The organism is Lentibacillus juripiscarius (assembly GCF_042685205.1).
Lineage (GTDB): Bacteria > Bacillota > Bacilli > Bacillales > Amphibacillaceae > Lentibacillus > Lentibacillus juripiscarius.
Map to the genome: position 1 here is coordinate 1 of NZ_JBHUNA010000002.1, position 19,166 is coordinate 19,166.

A 19,166-nucleotide genomic window follows, 5' to 3' on the forward strand; every position below is an offset into this window, starting at 1 on the left:
TATGCCTTAATAGGGCACGTGCGGTTTGATGAGGGGGTAGCCTTGAGAAAGGTTACCCTACTCTATTAATGTTTTGTGCTCAGAATCCAGCCGCGTTCACTGCCGCCTCGCGTATAAAATGTGAACTTTAGCATTTCAATTGTGAACTTCAAGCAAACGCACTGTGAACTTTAGCATATTTCTTGTGAACATTAGCACTTTGCCTGTGAACTTCAGCTTTTATTCAGTTTTCCCATCTTTTTTCAAGGCTGTTTTATAAAAAGAATACAGTCAATGTAAAATAAAAACAGGGCTGGTATCATGCCAGTCCTGTTTAATGTGCAATTTCTTTTCTTTTAAACATATTAACGGCCCCGAACAAGAGAAGAACCATCATGCCAGTCGTCACAAATGCTGCTCCAGTTAATTCGGATGGGACGCTGCCGGTTATGATCATTTGTTCAATGTACTTCGATATGTTATTTGGGCTCCATTCAGCCACATGACCAAAGATTGTTGTCACAAGGTTCATCACAATGATAGCCGCGATCGTCAGAAAAGCTGCAAGGCCTGGTATTTTGACCAATGTGTTGAAAAAAATAGAAAATGACACGACAAGCAACAGCCATAGCCCGTAAAAGAACAGCACTTGCATGAGCATTCCAAAACCTAAATCACCGTACAGCAAATTAATATAATACCAGCTGGCCCCCATGCCTAGTGTAAATGAGACAAGTGTCAGCAGTGCTACTGATGCCCATTTGGAACTAATGTAGTTCAGATAGGATACGGGTTTGACAAGGATTAGCTCGGAAACACCACTCTTGCGTTCCCCGGAGATCGTCCCCATGGTCATGAATGCAATAATCAATACACCGATACTGCTGAACTGTCCGAGGCTCATCATGACGACATCACCTGGCTGGAAGTCCGGAAGCTGTATAGCTCCCCCCTCTGGCATACCGCCGACCGCATCAATAATTTGCGGCAAATAATAGTTGGAGAGCGGGTCCATGATGGCAATCAGAATCATAACTAGCGGCACCCATATCCATTTCACGTTTCTTGCGTTTTCCGTCAGTTCTTTTTGAAACAGTGTCCACCACTGCATCACTGATTCACCGCCTTCATAAACATATCTTCAAGGGAAGCCCGGTTCACGGAAAAAGACGTTAATGGCCATTCCTCGGTCGATGCAGATGCCAGGATTTCCTTCCGTGCGTCTCCTATATTTTTTGCGGTCACATGGAGCAGGCCATGATCAAGATAACATGCTGTCACAGCAGGTATCGCAGCCACTTTGTCACGATAAAACTCCAAGTTGCGCTCCAGACCCAGTTCCAACTTTGCTGTGTGATACTTTTCGCGCAGATCGTCCATTGAACCTGACTCAACCAGCTTTCCATCATGCAATACAAGCAGCTCATCACTGACTTCATCAGCATCACTTAAAATATGGGTGGAAAATAAAATGGTCATGTCTTTTTTCAATTCTTCCATCAAATTTAACACTTCGCGCCGGCCAAATGGATCAAGGGATGATACAGGCTCATCAAGCATCAGCAATTTTGGCTGGTGAATCATGGCCTGGGCAATCCCGAGTCGCTGCTTCATTCCACCGGAGTATTTGCCGATACGCCGATTAGCTGCTTCCTTCAGACCGACATGTTCGATCAGCTGTTCCGCTTGTTGTCTTGCCGCTTGTTTGGACAAGTACCCTAGTCGGCCGACATAGACAAGAAACTCTTCACCGGTCATCCACTTATAGAATACAGGGTGCTGCGGCAAATAGCCGATGTACTTGCGTATATCATCATGCGGTTGCATGCCGGCAAAGGAAATAGTTCCCCCGCTCGGTTTTAACAGCCCGGAAAGCATACGCAATGTTGTCGTTTTACCGGCACCATTCGGTCTAATCAAAGCAACACACTTCCCTGATTCAAACTGAAAACGAATGTTATCGACAGCAGTTCTATAATCGTATGTTTTACTGAGATTACGGACGGTAAGCAGTGCCATTTAATCCTGTCTCCTTCCAAAAATAAAATAAACAACCGGACCGATAATATTAATGAATACGATAATCAGTATCCACATCCATTTAGGGCCGTTCGTTCTGTCAATCCGAATAAGATCAATGACCGCCACGATTAGCAAAATGGCCTGGATCACGAGCATAGGCGCAATTACTCTCCAGTCAATTTCGCTTAATATGCTGACATCCTCCATCGGATCCCCCCCTTTTATCGCAGTTTGTGTCCGTCCCATTCAATACGTACTGTAATCTAAAAGGTTCCAAGGAACAATAAAACTGTCGGACCTGAATATCCGGCAAATCACTGATAACCCGGGAAACCGCCGATAAAAGAAGGAAGACCGCTGATAAAAGAAGGAAGACCGCTGATAAACGAGCAATAAAAAACTGCATGCCTGTGCATGCAGTTTTTCTAAGGAATCCGGCCGTATGGAAACCTGATAGTTACCTGTCTCACTTGTTCCAGCAATCTTCCCGCTACATTCGGTCAACTTGATCGATGAAATTTTCCAGCATATTATGTATGGCATGCTGTTTCCGGACAGGCAGGGTGCGCATCCGGAAAAGCTGCTCTTTTAATATAGGATTCTCCATTATATATTGGACAAGCTCTACTGCTTCTTCATCAAATGACTTTGACTTTGAGCTGTAAATCCGCTTAAAGTCTTTTAGCAAGTCTTCACGAAACGAATGATTTCCGACTAAGTGATCGATGGTGACTCCGAAAAGTTCACTTAGCTTCACTAGTGATTCCAGATCCGGGGTGACTTTTCCAGTCTCCCAGCGGATGATGACATAGCGGGAAATATGTAACTGATCAGCCAGGTGTTCCTGGGTCCATCCATTCTGTTCCCGTAAAAACTTAATATTGTAGGCAATTTTTTCTAAACTCATAGCATCACACTCTGCAAAATAATAAACCAATATTCGTTGTGTAGCTGGATAGTTAAATCCTATCACGATTCAGAGTGAGAAAAGCCTGTTTCGTTGTGCTTGTCACACACATATATTAAAATGTTCTAAAAGGGAACGGGATGGGGGATGGCATATCGTGGTAAGCTGTTTGATGCTCTATCATAAAACTGTGACAAACCTAACAAAAATTATGATGCTTCGGGCAATGTTTCATGAGGAGGATTTTGAAATTGAAGTCCTCGGGGGAAGTACCGTTATCATCTATATCTGGAATGTTGAACGGGAAAGAATCTGGCAAGCTGCACTAGGGTTTGAAACAGTGAATGTGCGTGCAGGTTATGGTTTTGGAAAGTATAAACACGACGCAAGAGAAGCGGCTGAAGGAATTCTTACTTATTCACAAGGTTATGAACAGGTAGAAGGGCAGGATAACAGGTGATTCACATACTTATGCACAAAATCCACAACGATATCTTGACTTATCCACAATGCAGTTATGAATATCCGGGGTTTTCATAGCAGGACTAGCTGTGGTTATTAACAAACTACACAAATCTTGTGGATAGATTGTGCATAAAAAAACAAGGGAAGCGCATGATTACATGCGGTTCCCTTGTTTGGAGTTTCGGCTGTACTCCCGATCCGCCCGTCTGAACTCCTTCTGATAAAGAACTTCCTGTGTTTTGGACAAGTAACGCTCCTGTTCAATCGATTTTTTGCCCATTTAACCACCTCATTTTCCCAAGGATATACTATTAGGATTATCCACAATGGGAGAAATATACCAGACAGGCGACAATTTAATGTTCCGTTTCAAATAGTGCCTTTTCAAGGTATGGATAGGAAAATTCGTACCCATGCATGTCGGCTTTTCCAGGTAATACATATTGCCCCCTTGTGATCAGCATGCTCATGTCACCGAGGGCGGTGCGGACAGCCAGAATTGGAGCCGGAAGCCAATCAGGCCGTCGCAATACACGGGCCAGCGTGTTTGTGAAATCTTTGTTTCGTGCTGGGTGAGGGGCAGTGACGTTAACAGGTCCGCTGATTTGTTTATTCGCCAGGCAAAATCGTATCATGTCTACCACATCGTTTATGTGGACCCAGGAAATCCACTGCTCTCCGCTGCCAATTCGCCCACCGGCAAATAATTTAATCGGAAGTTTCATAAGCGGGAGAGCGCCTTCCTCGCCAAGAATAACACCAAACCTGGCATAAACGGTGCGAACACCAAACTGTTCCGCTTGACTGGCCGTCCGTTCCCACGCTTCGACAACCTCAGCAAGGAAGTCATTACCGGCTCGTTCGGTTGCTTCGGTAAATATCAAATCTTCCGCTGTACCATAGAACCCAATGGCTGAACCACTAATCAAGACTTCGGGTTTATGCTCCATCTGTTCCATCATTTCAATCACTTTTTGTGTTGTCTCAATCCGACTTTTGCGGATGGCTTCCTTTTTTGATTTGGTCCAGTAGCCGAACAGGGAATCACCGGCAAGATTAATGATAGCTTCGATTTTTGGCAAATCTGCCACTGGGTAATCGTAGCTGATGAAGGTAACCTGTTCCGTGTTAAAATATTTCTCAGGGGATCTGGTGGTGATATAGACGTGGTGCCCCGTGTCCGTTAAGACTTTCGTCAAATTCCTGCCGACAAATCCAGTACCGCCAGTCATTAAAATAGTCATTTTAATCACCTCATTTAACAGGATTATCACTTCTCTATAAGAGGTTTCTTATGATAGAAAAATGATTTTTTCAAAACATCCTTCACTTTCTGACGCTGCTGTGTATTCGTGATACAATAATACTGGACAGGAGGATCGCAATGACAAAAATTTCCCGGATTACGACGCAAAAAAAGCGTCATGACCGATTTAATATTTTTCTTTCGGATGGCCAAGGGGAAAGGTATGCCTTCAGTGTGGATGAATCCGTGCTTGTCGATTACCGCCTGCACAAAGACATGGAGCTGGACGAGGCGACCATTACCGCGCTCATTCAAAAAGATACACTTCAAAAAGGATATTCCCTTGCTATCAACTATTTAAGCTACCGGATGCGGACGAAAAAAGAAATTCGGGATTATCTGCAAACCAAAGAAGTGGATGAAGAACATATTACGAAAATAATGGACAAACTGGCTGCTCAAGGGCTGACGGATGACAAACAGTTTGCTGATGCGTTTGTCCGCACGCGTATCAGCACCGCAGCAAAAGGACCGATGCTCGTCCAACAGGAGCTGCTGGAAAAAGGTGTGGATGCAGCACTGGCCGCAGAAGCAGTTGAGCAGTATACATATGATGTCCAATTCGACAAAGCGATGAAGCTGGCGATAAAAAAACGAAACACCGGGAAAAACAAATCCTTTCGCCAGCAGCTCCAGCAGCTTCAGGGCACGCTGACCCAAAAAGGATTTACTCGAGATGTTGTACAGGCTGTATCAAAAGAACTGCAGGATGAAAAGGATGATGATGCAGAGTGGGAAGCACTTGTCAAGCAAGGCGAAAAACTGATACGAAAATACCAGCAAAAAACAAGTGGCTATGAACTTCGCCAAAAACTGAAAGAAGCACTGTATCGCAAAGGCTTTACGATGGATGCGATCAATGAATTTCTCGAGCATGAGTTGGATAATTGAGCGACACCCGCAAAATAATCACCATTGTTACTGGTCGATAATAATCTCACCCCTGCCGTCATCTTCATTAAAAATTTGTTCGGCGACAACTTCCGGTCCTTTCAAACCTGACGGGTCAGCAACATGGGAGGAGTTATCCCAGAATGGTGTGTTCATGCCTCCCATGTAGACAGCGGTGATGGCAATCGGATCATTCTCCCATTCTTTCTGCAGACTTTCGGTGAAACCTTTGACAGCAAATTTGCTGGCACAGTATATCGACTCGTGCACTTTTCCGCGCAGACCAGCAGTGGAGATTATTGTCAGGATACGTCCTTCACTTGCCCGAATTAATGGCAGAGCAGACTGAACACACAAAATAGACCCTTTCACATTGGTGTTCAATGTTTTGTCAATATCCTCAATGGTGTAATCTTCCACGGGTCCAAAAATGCCAATGGCGGCATTGTTGATAAATACATCCAGTTCCCCAATTTGCTGAAAGGCAATGCTGACAGATGCAGGCTCTTGCACATCACAGAGAATGACCTCTGCCAGTCCCCCTTGTTCGATAATTTCGCTCTGGACCAGATGAAGTTTTGTATCGTCACGCCCAAGTAAAAATACTTTATAGCTATTCGCACTATATTTGAGCGCAAGCGTCCGACCAAGACCGCTTCCAGCTCCAGAGATAGCAACTGTTGACATGTTTTCCCCTCCCAATGCAATGTATTATTATTTTTATTTTCCTAGATAATTGCTAAAATGTAAACTGAAATAGAAGGGAGAATGAACAAATGGACTATCGGTACAGTGATTATACAATTGAACAGCTGCGCGCTGAAGTAGGCCGGTTGAAAGAAAAGGCACAAAAGGCAGAACAGCTTGGTAATATTAGTGAGGTTGCGATTAATGAGCGGAAAATGCAAGTCGCAATGGCCTATATGATAAATCCGGATGATTTCCATCCACAGCACGTGTATGAATTGAATGGTGATCCGGGTCATAAATTTAAGATCAACTATCTAAACGGTGTGTTTGCCTGGGGGCATCGTGTCAACTTGTTGGACGAGGTATACGAAAAGGAAGAAGCACTGCCGATCTCATTGCTCGGGGATGAAGTGCAGGAATAAGCCAACAACTGCAGTAAATGGGTAGAAAAATTGGTTTACCGTTAAACTGCCAAATTAAAAAACCGGCCAGATAGCCGGTTTTTTAAATCACAACAGAAAACAGGAACATACTTAATTAAACTGGATTGTCGCCAACGTCCAGCTTATTCTGAAGCTTTTGCTCGGAAAAAATCCATCCGGTGTAAGAATTTAGGATTCGCATGTTATCATCAATTTGTGCAACGGCAACAAATGGGTAGCGTTCATTGGATCGGTACCGCAGATCGATAAAACGAATTTCGGTATAATCATCAAAATCATTCACTTCCCACCGGTAAACAGGGGAAAATGACAGGAATGCCGCAATGTTTTTATCGCTTTGTGCAAGCCGGAACAGTGAATTGGCAGGAAGCGGAATTCGCTTGAATTCATCCAGAATTTCGATGTGGCCATCATTCACCGCACCGACATAAAAGTTGTTTTTTGTTGTAATGGCAACCCGCCACTTATTTTGTTTAATGGTGGGGGAGGTGGCTATCTGTTCGGTATCCGAAAAATGATCCTGGATCTTTTTGACAATTTCGCGTTTATCCATATACCGCTTCACGTAGTACAGAACGATGACGGTATAAATGATTAACCATGTATAGCCGGGGTTGGCACCAAGTAGCCAGGCGACGATACCGGCGATGTGAAGCATGAAAATATAAGGGTCGAACGTGTTGATGAAACCATGAGCCACCCATTTGTTGGTAAATGGGCGGTAGGCTTGTGTCCCGTATGCGTTGGGGATATCGACAAGGACATGCAAGACCACGGCCAGTGCCGTCCAAGCCCATAAATGAAGCAGACTCACGCCAGGTGCGAGCAGATGAATGATGCCGGCAATCAAGACTCCCCATATGATGACAGCAGGGATGGAATGGGTGGCACCACGATGATGCCGTATATAAACAGCATTATTTTTGAGTTTTAAAATGGTATCAAAATCAGGGGCGTGGGAGCCAATGACGGTTCCGGCCAATACTGCCGAAAACAGTGCAGGGTCCTGCTGCACAGCCGGATCCAACGTTGCCAGACCGCCGAGTGCAACGCCCATGACGATATGGGTTCCTGTATCCATAAGCGGAAGCCCTCCTTGAACAGCGTCTGATTGATGCGTTGTTCTTGGTATTTAGAAATTGTCGTAAATTGACGAATTAATTGTAACATAGAGGATGTATCAGAATGACAGATAAAGCATTACAGAATTTTAACATTTCCAGTTTCCAGAAAGCGTTAATGGAATGGTATCGAGCCAATAAACGCGACTTGCCGTGGCGTGCTAATCAGGATCCTTATAAAGTCTGGGTTTCCGAAATCATGCTGCAGCAGACGAAAGTCGATACTGTCATTCCTTATTTTCAGCATTTTATGTCTAAATATCCCACTCCCCATGATTTGGCATATGCAGATGAACAGGATGTTTTAAAAACATGGGAAGGCCTTGGTTATTATTCCCGCGCACGGAATTTACAAAACGCCGTTCGAGAAATTGTTTCTTCTTATGGTGGAAAAGTGCCTGATAATCCGAAAGAACTGGGTTCACTGAAAGGCGTCGGTCCATATACGAAAGGAGCCATTTTATCCATTGCGTTTAACCAGCCACACCCTGCTGTCGATGGCAACGTCATGCGTGTGCTGGCCCGTGTTCTGAAGATAAATGATGATATTGCAAAGGCTGGCACGAAAAAGAAATTTGAACAATATGTGCAAGCCATCATTTCGCATGATGATCCATCAACTTTTAATCAGGGGATTATGGAACTGGGGGCGCTCGTATGCACGCCAAAGGAACCGATGTGTATGTTCTGCCCGGTTCAGGATTATTACCGTGCGTACCAGACAGGAGTCGAGAAGGAATTGCCGGTTAAATCCAAAAAGAAAAAGCAGAAAAAAGTTCATTATGCTGCATTGCTGATTCAAAACAGAAATGGGGAGTATGTGATCGAAAAGCGCCCGGAAAATGGTTTGCTCGCAAATATGTGGCAATTCCCAATGGTGCCTGTTGATGAAATCGGAAATGCCCACATTGAACAATGGTTCCGCATGGAATATGGCATGGACATAACATTACAAGCGAAAAAAGGGAATGTCAGCCATGTGTTCTCACATCTGATTTGGCAACTGGAGGTATATGATGCGGCTACCGCCTGTTTCGAAACGGCGGATGAACGAATTCGGTTTGTTGGCCATGAAGAATTAGATGATTACCCTTTTCCAGTGCCACATCAGAAAATGATGAACTATCTGACGTAATGCCGCGTTCTGTCAGTCCAGCGTTCAAGCAGATGTGCTGGTCCCGGTTAATTTATGCAGGTTTACGGCTGGTCATACTTTTAACATTTAATTCCTTCGACAGTTAATTTTAACATCCATTCAAAATGGATAGTTAGTCGCATCGTGGGCAGATTAATTAACGCGGAGGTGATACAAATGGCTAAAAAACAACAGCCAAACCAAACTACTGCTGGCACAAACGTACAGCAAGTAAAAAAGCAGAACCAGAAGGCACAACAAGGACAAAGCCAGTACGGTACTGAGTTTGCTTCTGAAACAGACGCACAAGAAGTCAGAAAGCAAAACCAACAATCGCAGCAAAACAAAAAATAACGAAATCCACTCCCAATTTTTGACTTCTAAGAGCTTCCTTCCTCGGGAAGCTCTTTTTTTCGTTATAAATACCAATGACGTCATATTCCTTTATCAATCGCTCAGTTAGAATTATAATAAGGAAAAAAGAATGTGTGCGGAGCTAAGGAGCGATAGGATGACTGGACCAGAAGCAGGAACGGCAATACAAATACATAGCTACAAACATAACGGTCAATTGCACCGGATTTGGGAAAACACCCTTGTCCTCAAAGGCACAGATATGGTAGTCATTGGTGCCAATGATAAAACAACTGTCAGAGAAGGCGATGGCCGGTCGTGGATAACAAGAGAACCTGCGATCTGCTATTTCCACGCGAATTACTGGTTCAACGTTATTGGTATGCTGCGCAACGACGGCATTTATTACTACTGCAATATCAGTTCCCCTTTTGTTTATGATGCGGAGGCATTGAAATATATCGATTATGATCTGGATGTTAAAGTATACCCGGACATGACATACGATCTATTGGATGAAGATGAGTATGCTGAACATAAGGAACAAATGAGCTATCCCGTTGTACTGGACCGGATTCTTGAGCAGAATGTTGAACATTTACTGCGGTGGGTAAGGCAGCGTCAGGGTCCCTTTGCTCCAGACTTCATCGATCAATGGTATGAACGCTATCTGACGTATCGCTGAACAGTTCGATTGATTAACGTTCAGCAAAGCCTTATAATGCAATAAGTGTCTAATCGTTCCTTGTTACTTGCTGTAGCAAGGATTTTCTTTTTAAACCACAATTAGAATGGGGAATTGATGTGAATGAGCAGCATCAAACAGTATTTACAGTTCGTCCGTCCGTACAAATGGAAAATTTTGCTAACGGTCCTTATCGGAATTGTCAAATTTGGTATTCCGCTTCTTTTGCCGCTAATATTAAGATACGTTATCGATAATATCATTAATGCGGATGACCTGACCGATTCGGCAAAACTGGAACAACTGTTTTGGCTGATGGGCGGTGCTTTTATTATATTTCTTGTCCTGCGCCCGCCAATTGAATACTTTCGACAATATTTGGCGCAGTGGGTAGGCAACACAGTCCTTTATGACATCAGGGATAAACTGTTCGACCACATACAAAAATTGAGCCTCAGGTTCTATTCTCAGACAAAAACCGGGGAAATTATTTCCCGGGTAATACATGATGTCGAACAAACGAAAACTTTTGTCGTAACCGGGCTGATGAATGTTTGGCTGGATATGATTACAATCCTTATTGCCATCGGGATTATGCTGACAATGGATGTCGGGCTGACCATTGTCGCGATCATTCTGTTCCCGTTTTATGGCATTTCGGTCAAATACTTCTATGGCAGGCTCCGACGGCTGACGAGGGAACGCTCCCAGTCACTAGCTGAAGTGCAGGGCCATTTGCATGAACGTGTGCAGGGAATTCCGGTAACAAGAAGTTTTGCCCTTGAAGATTATGAACAAGAGCAATTCGACACACGAAACGAGAACTTCCTCCATAAAGCATTAAACCATACCGACTGGAACGCAAAAACATTTGCTGTTATGAATACCATTACCGACCTGGCACCATTGCTGGTCATTGCGTTCGCCGGCTATCAGGTCATCAGTGGAAATGTGTCCATTGGTACTATGGTTGCGTTTGTCACCTATATGGAACGGGTGTACAGTCCGCTCCGCCGGCTAATCAGTTCCTCAACAGTGCTGACACAGTCTGTTGCATCAATTGACCGTGTATTTGAATTGATGAATGAATCGTATGATATAGTCGATAAACCCGATGCTAAACAACTTGGCAGGGTCGAAGGAAAAATTGATATTGACCACGTATCATTTAAATATGAAGAAGAAGAAACGAATGTCTTAAAAGATGTTTCCCTCCATGTCGAAAGAGGCGAAACAATCGCATTCGTCGGCATCAGTGGCGGTGGCAAGTCAACACTTGTCAGCTTGATCCCGCGATTCTATGATGTAACTGGCGGCTCCATTAAAGTAGATGGGACCGACATCCGTGATGTGCAGGCACGTTCATTGCGGAATAATATTGGCATGGTGCTGCAGGACAATATCCTATTCAGTGAATCCATCGCGATGAACATCCGCATGGGTAATCCGGATGCTACGGATGAAGAAGTAGTGGCTGCGGCTAAAGCAGCAAATGCGCACGACTTCATTGAAGGACTGCAACATGGCTATGACACCCTTGTCGGTGAACGTGGTGTTAAGCTATCCGGTGGGCAGAAACAACGAATTGCCATTGCACGCGTGTTCCTGAAAAATCCGCCTATCCTGATTTTCGACGAAGCAACATCTGCCCTTGATCTGGAAAGTGAACACATTATCCAGGAAGCTGTCGAACGGCTTGCCTCAGACCGGACCACCTTTATTGTGGCACACCGGCTGGCGACGATCACACATGCTGACCGGATTGTCGTTATTGAAGATGGTGAAATCAAAGAGATGGGCTCTCATGATGAACTGATGAAACAGCAGGGTCACTATTATGACTTGTACCAAGTGCAGAACCTTGATACTCCATGAACCTGATTTAGGGAAGCTCTTCCACGAGTGATGTGGGGGAGCTTTTTAACCTTTTGGTGCCAAATCGAGCGAGAGCAACGCAAAAATCTTCATCTTTAAAAGCTACAAACTGGTGAGGGGATTATATACTCGCGTGAAAATCGAGAAAGTCGCGCGCGAGCACCCGAAACTCGCGCGAAAACCCCCAAACTCGCGTGACACACCCTTCATAAGTATAATCGAATGCCGTTCATTAAAGGTGTCCTGTGACACTTTTCCGGCCCCCATAACGATTATAATAAAAAAGAAGGCAGAACACTCCTTCAAAGGAATACTCTGCCTTCTGTGTCAACATAAGTAAGTAAACAGCCCATATCGCAAACGGGACATAAATTTACATTAATTGGAAACCGATGATCCGACATCCAAATTAAATTTATTTTTCCGCCATAGCTGCAAATGCTTTTCCGGCAGCTTCAATGGTTGCATCAATATCACTTTCCGTATGCTCGGTCGTCAAAAACCACGCCTCAAACTTGGATGGGGCCAAATTGATACCCTGATTCAGCATGAGATGGAAAAACTGTGCAAAGGCTTCGCCGTCGGTGGCTTCAGCTTGTTCGTAATTTTCCACGGTATCTCCGCCAAAGTAAACGGTCATTGCACCGCACATCCTATTTACAGAAATTGGAATCCCGTACTCCGATGCTTTTTCAACTATGCCTATTTCCAGCCGTTCGCCAAGCCGGTCCAGTTTCTCATAGACACCATCTTGTTGAAGCACTTCCAGACAGGCGATACCTGCAGCCATTGACGCAGGGTTTCCGGCCATCGTTCCAGCTTGATATGCTGGTCCGAGCGGGGCTACTTGCTCCATAATGTCCTGGCGTCCCCCGTAGGCGCCGATGGGCAGTCCGCCGCCGATAATTTTGCCCATTGCTGTCATATCCGGTTCAATGCCATACAGCTGTTGTGTGTTGCCATAAGTGAATCTGAAAGAGGTGATGATTTCGTCATAAATGACAAGGGCTCCGGCATCATGTGTTATTGTATTAACACCTTCCAGAAAACCTTCTTTTGGTGTGACAATACCGAAGTTGCCGACAAGCGGTTCGACAAGTACGGCTGCAACCTCATCACCCCAGCGCTCCATTGCTTGTCTGAACGATTCCAGATCATTAAATGTAACGGTGATGACATCCTTGGCAACATCCTGCGGGATCCCCGCTGAATCTGGTGTTCCCAATGTCGCCGGTCCGGATCCTGCTTCCACCAGGACAGAATCAAAATGACCGTGATAGCAGCCGGAAAACTTAATCACTTTATTCCGACCCGTATAGGCACGGGCGACTCGGACGGTTGTCATAACAGCCTCCGTTCCGGAATTGACAAACCGGACTTTTTCCAGGGATGGAATAGCTGATTTCAGCATTTTAGCGAATGTGTTTTCGAGTTTTGTCGGTGCCCCGTACAGAACGCCGTTGTAAGCGGCATGGCTAATGGCTTCCGCGATGTGCGGATGGGCATGGCCGGTGATGATTGGGCCGTACGCTCCCAAATAATCAATATACTTATTGCCGTCGACATCCCAAAAATAGGCGCCTTTTGCACTTTCCATATACACCGGTGTGCCGCCGCCAACACCCTTGTAGGCGCGCGATGGTGAATTGACACCGCCGACAATGTGGTCAAGTGCTTCTTCGTGCAATGTTTTTGAAGTAGTAAAATCCATTAAATAATGCCTCCTGCTTCACATGGTCTTTCCCATACGGAAAAACCTATGTTTCTAGTCTACAACTATAACTATATCAAAAATCAGGAACAAATGGCATTCACCGCTATCCATACGATACTAGAACCCGCTTTAGGTGTGGTCCCAGCAAATCTTTAAAAATAAAAGGCAATTCATAGTGTGGATAAGCATAGGATAGTGACGGGGCGGGGATTGTATGGATATTATTTCTTGGATTGTGATGACGGCCATTATCATCATCGTTACAGCCAGCATTATTGGCTTTATTCACGGTGAACGATTTCGCAATATGCGGGACAGCCGTTTTTCTGCTGAAATTTTTTATACGCTGCTGGTTATTTACCTGATTGTAATCATTGGCTTCGCGTTGGTGTATTTTATTTTATCGATGAATCATATTTTGCTGGTTGAGAATGGTGAACTGAGGGAAGTCAGTGTATTCGGGTCTCTTGTTCATTCCATCTATTTCAGCGGTGTTACTGTTTTGACAATTGGGTATGGGGACATTACACCCATTGGCATCGGCAGGCTAATTGCGCTAATACAAGCGTTGATTGGCTATGTTTTGCCGGCTGCGTTTGTTCTGAAACTGGTGCAATCCAATCACAAAGATAGAGACAGGCATACGGATATGCTATAGTGAAGATAATCGAAATTTTCATGGAGGGATGAAATATGACTACAGAATTGGGCAAACAAGCACCAGATTTCACGCTGCCGGATCAGAACGGAAATGAAGTGAGCCTGTCTGACTTCAGAGGCAAGCATGTCGTTCTCTATTTTTATCCAAAAGACATGACGCCAGGCTGTACAAATGAGGCTTGTGACTTCCGGGACGCACAGGAGTCATTCGGCGAGCTCGATGCGGTGATCATCGGCGTAAGCCCGGATCCTGCTGAAAGTCATCAGAAGTTTATCGATAAGCATGAATTGCCATTTACATTGCTGGCGGATGAAGAACATAAAGTGGCCGAAGATTACGGGGTATGGAAGTTAAAGAAAAACTTTGGCAAGGAAAACTACGGCATTGAACGCTCCACATTTATTATTGATAAAGAAGGCAATCTGCAGAAAGAGTTCCGTAAAGTCAAAGTGGACGGACATGTCGAAGAAGCGCTCGCATTTCTACGCGACAATGGATAAACTGAAAGAAGCAGTCCAGATAGGGCTGCTTTTTTCATAACGCAATGGCATTTTCAACCGAAAACGTTTACCATAGAAATAGTAGCTATAATAGAGGGGGACATTCCGTTGGTCATTTTGTCGTCAGCAAAAATTTCTGAAAAACATCGAACTAGACTACGCGAACATTATCCAGATGAAACATTTATCTTTTGCGCGAATATGGATGAAGCAAAACAGGACATTGGGCGGGCGGACATTTTCATTACGTTTGGAGAGGATCTTACTGCTGAGCTGATCAGCGAGGCCGTTCGGTTGCGGTGGATTATGGTACTTTCAGCAGGCATTGATCGATTGCCATTTGCTGCAATTAAAGAACGGGGAATTCTCGTCACCAATGCACGGGGAATCCACAAAGTGCCCATGGCTGAATACGCTATTTCCATGCTTCTCCAAGTCGTTCGCCAGCAAAAACAACTAATGAAAAATGAAGCAGAACAAACGTGGGACCGTTCTGTACGGATGCAGGAACTGACTGAGAAAACGCTTGTCATTGCTGGCACAGGCGCGATCGGGCAGGAAGTCGCCCGGCTGGCTAAAGCATTCCGGATGACGGTGTATGGCATATCGAGAAGTGGTAAGGCGGTTGAGAATGTGGACCAGAACGTGACACACGATGAGCTGGAACGTGTCCTTCCTGAGGCGGACGCTGTTGTATCTGTCCTGCCAAGCACCCCGGAAACGAAGGAATTTTTTACATTTGATGAATTCAGGGTAATGCCAAATCGTGCCATATTCCTTAATATGGGACGCGGCGATGCTGTCCGTGAAAATGATTTGATAAAAGCGCTCCGAGAAAAGGAAATTGCCCATGCGGTGCTGGATGTTTTTGAGGAGGAACCATTACCGGAAGGCCATCCATTCTGGCAAATGGACAATGTTACGGTAACGCCGCACATATCGGGGATATCACCGCATTACCAGCGCCGGGCCCTTGCTATTTTTGAGGAGAATCTTGAAATGTTTAATGAAAACCGGGATGACTATGTAAATAAAATTGATGTGACCAGGGGGTATTAAACATGCGTATTTATACACGATCAGGTGACAAAGGGAAGACATCCTTAATATCAGGCAAGCGTGTTGCGAAACATGATCTCCGAGTCGAAGCGTATGGGACATGCGATGAAACCAATTCTATGATTGGGCTTGGGCTAAGCTTTCTTAACGGCGTGGACTGGGCGGATAAGGATACGTTCCTGGAGAAGATGCACCGGATTCAGACCATTTTGTTTCATGTAGGTGCAGAACTCGCGACACCAGATGATAAAGAAGTGAAATGGAAACTGAAAGAAGGGCACATACAGGAGCTCGAGGATCAAATCGATGCGTGGGATAAACAGCTTGAGCCACTGCGCAATTTCATTTTGCCATCCGGTCATTCTGCTTCCAGTGCTCTGCACACGGCGAGGACAGTCGCACGTCGGGCCGAGCGACAGGCGATTGCGCTGAATGAACAGGAAGACGTCAACCCGCTTGTCATTTCGTATTTGAACCGCCTGTCTGATTTTCTGTTTGTAGCGGCAAGGTATGTCAATCAGTCGTTGGAAGGAGAAGAAATACCATTGAAAGCGGATATTTAAAGATGGGAATGAGTGATTTACATCATATGAATCGCTCATTTTTGTATTTTAATTAATATTATTGTCACGTTGGAAATATACTTATATTGACAGGATAGCGTGTAAACGGGTACACTAATTATAAGAATTATAATATAAGAATGTTATTAGAGACTGAATATATGAGAAAGTGGGGTGCATGACGGTGTCTGATGAAAGACTGCAGCAAGCCATCAATACACTTAAAGAATCTGGCGTACGTATAACACCACAACGTCATGCGGTTCTTGAATATCTTCTTCATTCAATGATCCATCCAACAGCTGATGACATTTATAAAGCCTTGGAAAGTAAATTTCCTAATATGAGTGTGGCCACTGTTTATAACAACCTGCGTGTACTTCGGGAAGCCGGGCTTGTCCGTGAATTAACCTATGGTGATTCATCAAGCCGTTATGATTACAATTCAAGTGAGCACTATCATATAATCTGTGAGGTGTGCGGGAAAATTGAGGACTTCCATTATCCGACGCTGGATGAAGTGGAGTCACTGGCAGAGCAGGTTACCGGTTTTGATGTGAGTCATCACCGAATGGAAATTTACGGTACATGTGAAAGCTGTCAGCAGGCTGAAACGGCGAAACATTAGAAAAAAATTAAATTTCACCCCCTCAAAGAAAAAAATCCAGCCTCCATTTGGAAGCTGGATTTTTTATGCTAATTCCCGTTATTTGACTTCGCTTGTTTCCGATACTTCCGTTTATTGTACTTTTCGTCGAATTCCTTGCCTTCCAATTCCTTATCAAGTGTCAGCGGCTGCTTGCAATGCATGCATGCATCCACGCGTCCGAGCATTTTCGTTGGCTTCTCACAGCTTGGACAAACAATTGATACAGTCTTGGCGGATAACATGCCAATCCAGAAATAAACGACACAGCTTAATAAGATGAACATAACCCCAAACAGAAATAATGTCAGCATCAGCCATTCAATCTTTTTAGCCAAGAGCCCACCATACATAACGGCAAATCCAACGAAAATCAGAATAAGCGCAAACGAGCGGATCTTGTTTATTTTGCTGGAATAAACCAGATTGTCAGCCATTTATGTGTCCTCCTTGTTATGCTTCATAAGTCAGTATAGCATATTTTAAATGATTTTTTGATTTGGAAAAAGGATTTCACACAATCATAACGAAATAGATAGTATTCAAGGTAATGGAGGAAAGGCAAATGGAAAAATTATTCAAACCGATATACGAGGAACAAGCAAATCATACCAATACATTGGGAATTATTTTGATTGAAAAGACGAAACCGGACAGTCCGATCACCGATAATTTTGATGTGATTATGCTTGTGGTTGTTAAGGCCTCGGATGCGGACTGGCATGAAAAACATTATGAGTTTTACGGCAAAACAGCAGCAATGCTCACATTGACCGAGCGTTCACTCAACAAATGGATTGATACCAATGGGAATAGGAAAGCTGTTGAGTGGATTCTCGCTGGAAAGGTAGTATTTGACCGGGATGAATACATTTCAAATTTGAAAGATCAGTTAAGAAGGTTTCCGCATGAAAAGCGGGATTTGCGCAAGACAATGGAGTTTGGCAAGCTGCTAAAAAGTTATAGTGAAGTTAAAGACCTTTATGCGTCAGAACAGTATAAGGATGCTTTCAGCAGAATGGTTCATACGCTGCATTATTTGGCAAGGCTTGCAGTAGTAGAGGAGGGTTATCATCCGGAAGCGACCTTGTGGAGTCAAGTGAAGGAAACAGACCCAGAAATATATAAACTGTACGATGAACTGATTGAAAGCGACGAGCCTATTGCCAAGCGTATACAATTGATGATTCTTGCCGCTGACTTTGCAATCAGCAGAAGGGCCAAGGTATCAGCAAAGCACCTATTGGACATAATGGATGAAAGAACAGAAGCATGGTCCTGTGAAGAATTGAAGGATCACCCGAAAATCGCTTCGTATGCGGTTGATCTGACAGCGATATTGCACTATTTAACGGAAAAAGGCATCCTAGTAACGGAGAAAAGTGAAACAAAGGTTGCAGGTGTGTACAGACGCAGGTACCGAATCAATCAGGAATAATATAATAGAGGAAAGTAACCGTGTTGTTTCAGGAAGTTGGTGTGGATGCGGGCGACACAGCAGGTCTGCATTCCACCAAGGATCATTTTTTGTTTTTGCAGTACATTCAATTTGAAAAAATTATTGACTCATGATGCTATGCATGGTACATTTATATCCGTCGCAAAAATTCATACCGAATTTAACCGACGAAATCTTATAAAATTACCTCTTGCGTAAACAAGGGAACCATGTTATATTAATAAGCGTCGCTTTAAAAAGCGCCGTAAACCCCTTTCGAAAACGTAAAAAGTTGTTGACTTTGGATTCGAAAGATGGTATATTAATAAAGTCGCTTTTTCAGCGAAACAAATAAACTTAAAATAACTATTGACACCAAAACAGTTATTTGGTATAATGAAAAAGTTGACCGTAATAAAGAACATCAATGATTTGCTCTTTGAAAACTGAACAAAACAGCCAGTATGACAAAATAGATGTCAAAGGTTGGAAGTCAGATGCTTTAGCATCCGACGATAACTCCAGCCCCGCGATATCAAATTGAAAGCTGAGATAATAGATGAAACCGATCGGTGTCGGTTCATCGCGACGGATCTGAGAAGTGGAGCAATCTGCTTTTCGGATGCCGCTCCAACTTTTTTGGCAAACAAGAATATACAAATATTCTTGTTTGCACAAGTGTAACTACACTTTTGAAAGAACCAAAAGTGAG

The 19,166-nt window shown here is 44.0% G+C and carries 23 protein-coding genes; 13 read left to right on the forward strand and 10 right to left on the reverse strand.

Annotation, left to right across the window (positions count from 1 at the left end; all coding sequences use genetic code 11):
* Positions 1-313 precede the first annotated feature (313 nt).
* From ACFSUO_RS01130 to ACFSUO_RS01145, 4 genes are all read right to left on the reverse strand, one after another.
* Positions 314-1,090 carry an ABC transporter permease gene (locus ACFSUO_RS01130; RefSeq protein ID WP_382390262.1) on the reverse strand — a complete coding sequence of 259 codons (777 nt, stop codon included), beginning with the start codon at positions 1,088-1,090 and terminating at the stop codon, positions 314-316.
* Positions 1,090-1,998, reverse strand: coding sequence for an ABC transporter ATP-binding protein (locus ACFSUO_RS01135; protein ID WP_382390218.1), 909 nt, complete (start codon positions 1,996-1,998; stop codon positions 1,090-1,092). Before ACFSUO_RS01135 ends, ACFSUO_RS01130 begins: the two co-directional genes overlap by 1 nt.
* On the reverse strand, positions 1,999-2,208 hold the full coding sequence (locus ACFSUO_RS01140; RefSeq protein ID WP_382390220.1) for a PLD nuclease N-terminal domain-containing protein: 210 nt from the start codon (positions 2,206-2,208) through the stop codon (positions 1,999-2,001).
* A 283-nt stretch (positions 2,209-2,491) separates the two neighbouring features.
* Positions 2,492-2,908, reverse strand: a complete 417-nt coding sequence (locus ACFSUO_RS01145; protein WP_382390222.1) for a helix-turn-helix domain-containing protein — start codon at positions 2,906-2,908, stop codon at positions 2,492-2,494.
* Between the two features lie 190 nt (positions 2,909-3,098).
* On the opposite strand from ACFSUO_RS01145, the gene ACFSUO_RS01150 reads away from it, so the two are divergent.
* Positions 3,099-3,368: a hypothetical protein gene (locus tag ACFSUO_RS01150; protein WP_382390224.1), complete on the forward strand. Its 270-nt coding sequence runs from the start codon at positions 3,099-3,101 to the stop codon at positions 3,366-3,368.
* Between the two features lie 159 nt (positions 3,369-3,527).
* Here ACFSUO_RS01150 and ACFSUO_RS01155 read toward each other — a convergent pair whose 3' ends face one another.
* Positions 3,528-3,653, reverse strand: coding sequence for a YfhE family protein (locus ACFSUO_RS01155; protein ID WP_382390226.1), 126 nt, complete (start codon positions 3,651-3,653; stop codon positions 3,528-3,530).
* Positions 3,654-3,729: 76 nt separating this feature from the next.
* A complete protein-coding gene (locus ACFSUO_RS01160; RefSeq protein ID WP_382390228.1) occupies positions 3,730-4,617 on the reverse strand; it encodes a TIGR01777 family oxidoreductase in 888 nt (295 codons plus the stop codon).
* A 140-nt stretch (positions 4,618-4,757) separates the two neighbouring features.
* On the opposite strand from ACFSUO_RS01160, the gene recX reads away from it, so the two are divergent.
* On the forward strand, positions 4,758-5,570 hold the full coding sequence (gene recX / locus ACFSUO_RS01165; RefSeq protein WP_382390230.1) for a recombination regulator RecX: 813 nt from the start codon (positions 4,758-4,760) through the stop codon (positions 5,568-5,570).
* Positions 5,571-5,597: 27 nt separating this feature from the next.
* Here recX and ACFSUO_RS01170 read toward each other — a convergent pair whose 3' ends face one another.
* A complete protein-coding gene (locus ACFSUO_RS01170; RefSeq protein WP_382390232.1) occupies positions 5,598-6,257 on the reverse strand; it encodes an SDR family NAD(P)-dependent oxidoreductase in 660 nt (219 codons plus the stop codon).
* Between the two features lie 89 nt (positions 6,258-6,346).
* On the opposite strand from ACFSUO_RS01170, the gene ACFSUO_RS01175 reads away from it, so the two are divergent.
* Positions 6,347-6,682: a YfhH family protein gene (locus ACFSUO_RS01175; RefSeq protein ID WP_382390234.1), complete on the forward strand. Its 336-nt coding sequence runs from the start codon at positions 6,347-6,349 to the stop codon at positions 6,680-6,682.
* Positions 6,683-6,797: 115 nt separating this feature from the next.
* Here the strand turns inward: ACFSUO_RS01175 and ACFSUO_RS01180 are convergent, their stop codons facing one another.
* Positions 6,798-7,784 (reverse strand): metal-dependent hydrolase, encoded by a 987-nt coding sequence (locus ACFSUO_RS01180; protein ID WP_382390236.1) that lies wholly within the window; start codon positions 7,782-7,784, stop codon positions 6,798-6,800.
* A 104-nt stretch (positions 7,785-7,888) separates the two neighbouring features.
* Here ACFSUO_RS01180 and mutY point away from each other — a divergent pair, with 104 nt between their 5' ends.
* The 4 genes from mutY (at position 7,889) to ACFSUO_RS01200 (ending at position 11,873) form a co-directional block, all read left to right on the forward strand.
* A complete protein-coding gene (gene mutY / locus ACFSUO_RS01185) occupies positions 7,889-8,959 on the forward strand; it encodes an A/G-specific adenine glycosylase (protein WP_382390238.1) in 1,071 nt (356 codons plus the stop codon).
* A gap of 177 nt (positions 8,960-9,136) precedes the next feature.
* A complete protein-coding gene (locus ACFSUO_RS01190) occupies positions 9,137-9,313 on the forward strand; it encodes a gamma-type small acid-soluble spore protein (protein WP_382390240.1) in 177 nt (58 codons plus the stop codon).
* A gap of 157 nt (positions 9,314-9,470) precedes the next feature.
* Positions 9,471-9,998 (forward strand): nucleoside tri-diphosphate phosphatase, encoded by a 528-nt coding sequence (ntdP, locus tag ACFSUO_RS01195; protein ID WP_382390242.1) that lies wholly within the window; start codon positions 9,471-9,473, stop codon positions 9,996-9,998.
* Between the two features lie 123 nt (positions 9,999-10,121).
* The gene (locus ACFSUO_RS01200) at positions 10,122-11,873 is read left to right on the forward strand and encodes an ABC transporter ATP-binding protein (RefSeq protein WP_382390244.1); all 1,752 of its coding nucleotides are present in this window, start codon (positions 10,122-10,124) and stop codon (positions 11,871-11,873) included.
* 415 nt (positions 11,874-12,288) lie between these two features.
* Here ACFSUO_RS01200 and ACFSUO_RS01205 read toward each other — a convergent pair whose 3' ends face one another.
* A complete protein-coding gene (locus tag ACFSUO_RS01205) occupies positions 12,289-13,584 on the reverse strand; it encodes a glutamate-1-semialdehyde 2,1-aminomutase (RefSeq protein ID WP_382390246.1) in 1,296 nt (431 codons plus the stop codon).
* 217 nt (positions 13,585-13,801) lie between these two features.
* Here ACFSUO_RS01205 and ACFSUO_RS01210 point away from each other — a divergent pair, with 217 nt between their 5' ends.
* The 5 genes from ACFSUO_RS01210 to perR all read left to right on the forward strand — a co-directional run bounded on the left by ACFSUO_RS01210 (position 13,802) and on the right by perR (position 16,998).
* Entirely contained in the window at positions 13,802-14,245 is a 444-nt protein-coding gene (locus tag ACFSUO_RS01210) for a potassium channel family protein (protein ID WP_382390248.1), read from the forward strand.
* Positions 14,246-14,280: 35 nt separating this feature from the next.
* Positions 14,281-14,748 (forward strand): thioredoxin-dependent thiol peroxidase, encoded by a 468-nt coding sequence (gene bcp, locus ACFSUO_RS01215; protein ID WP_382390250.1) that lies wholly within the window; start codon positions 14,281-14,283, stop codon positions 14,746-14,748.
* 108 nt (positions 14,749-14,856) lie between these two features.
* Entirely contained in the window at positions 14,857-15,807 is a 951-nt protein-coding gene (locus ACFSUO_RS01220) for a D-2-hydroxyacid dehydrogenase (RefSeq protein WP_382390252.1), read from the forward strand.
* A 2-nt stretch (positions 15,808-15,809) separates the two neighbouring features.
* Entirely contained in the window at positions 15,810-16,370 is a 561-nt protein-coding gene (locus tag ACFSUO_RS01225) for a cob(I)yrinic acid a,c-diamide adenosyltransferase (RefSeq protein ID WP_382390254.1), read from the forward strand.
* Between the two features lie 178 nt (positions 16,371-16,548).
* Positions 16,549-16,998 (forward strand): peroxide-responsive transcriptional repressor PerR, encoded by a 450-nt coding sequence (gene perR / locus ACFSUO_RS01230; protein WP_382390256.1) that lies wholly within the window; start codon positions 16,549-16,551, stop codon positions 16,996-16,998.
* A 68-nt stretch (positions 16,999-17,066) separates the two neighbouring features.
* Here the strand turns inward: perR and ACFSUO_RS01235 are convergent, their stop codons facing one another.
* Entirely contained in the window at positions 17,067-17,453 is a 387-nt protein-coding gene (locus tag ACFSUO_RS01235; protein WP_382390258.1) for a YgzB family protein, read from the reverse strand.
* Between the two features lie 128 nt (positions 17,454-17,581).
* Here ACFSUO_RS01235 and ACFSUO_RS01240 point away from each other — a divergent pair, with 128 nt between their 5' ends.
* Positions 17,582-18,454, forward strand: coding sequence for a nucleotidyltransferase-like protein (locus ACFSUO_RS01240; protein WP_382390260.1), 873 nt, complete (start codon positions 17,582-17,584; stop codon positions 18,452-18,454).
* Positions 18,455-19,166 lie beyond the last annotated feature (712 nt).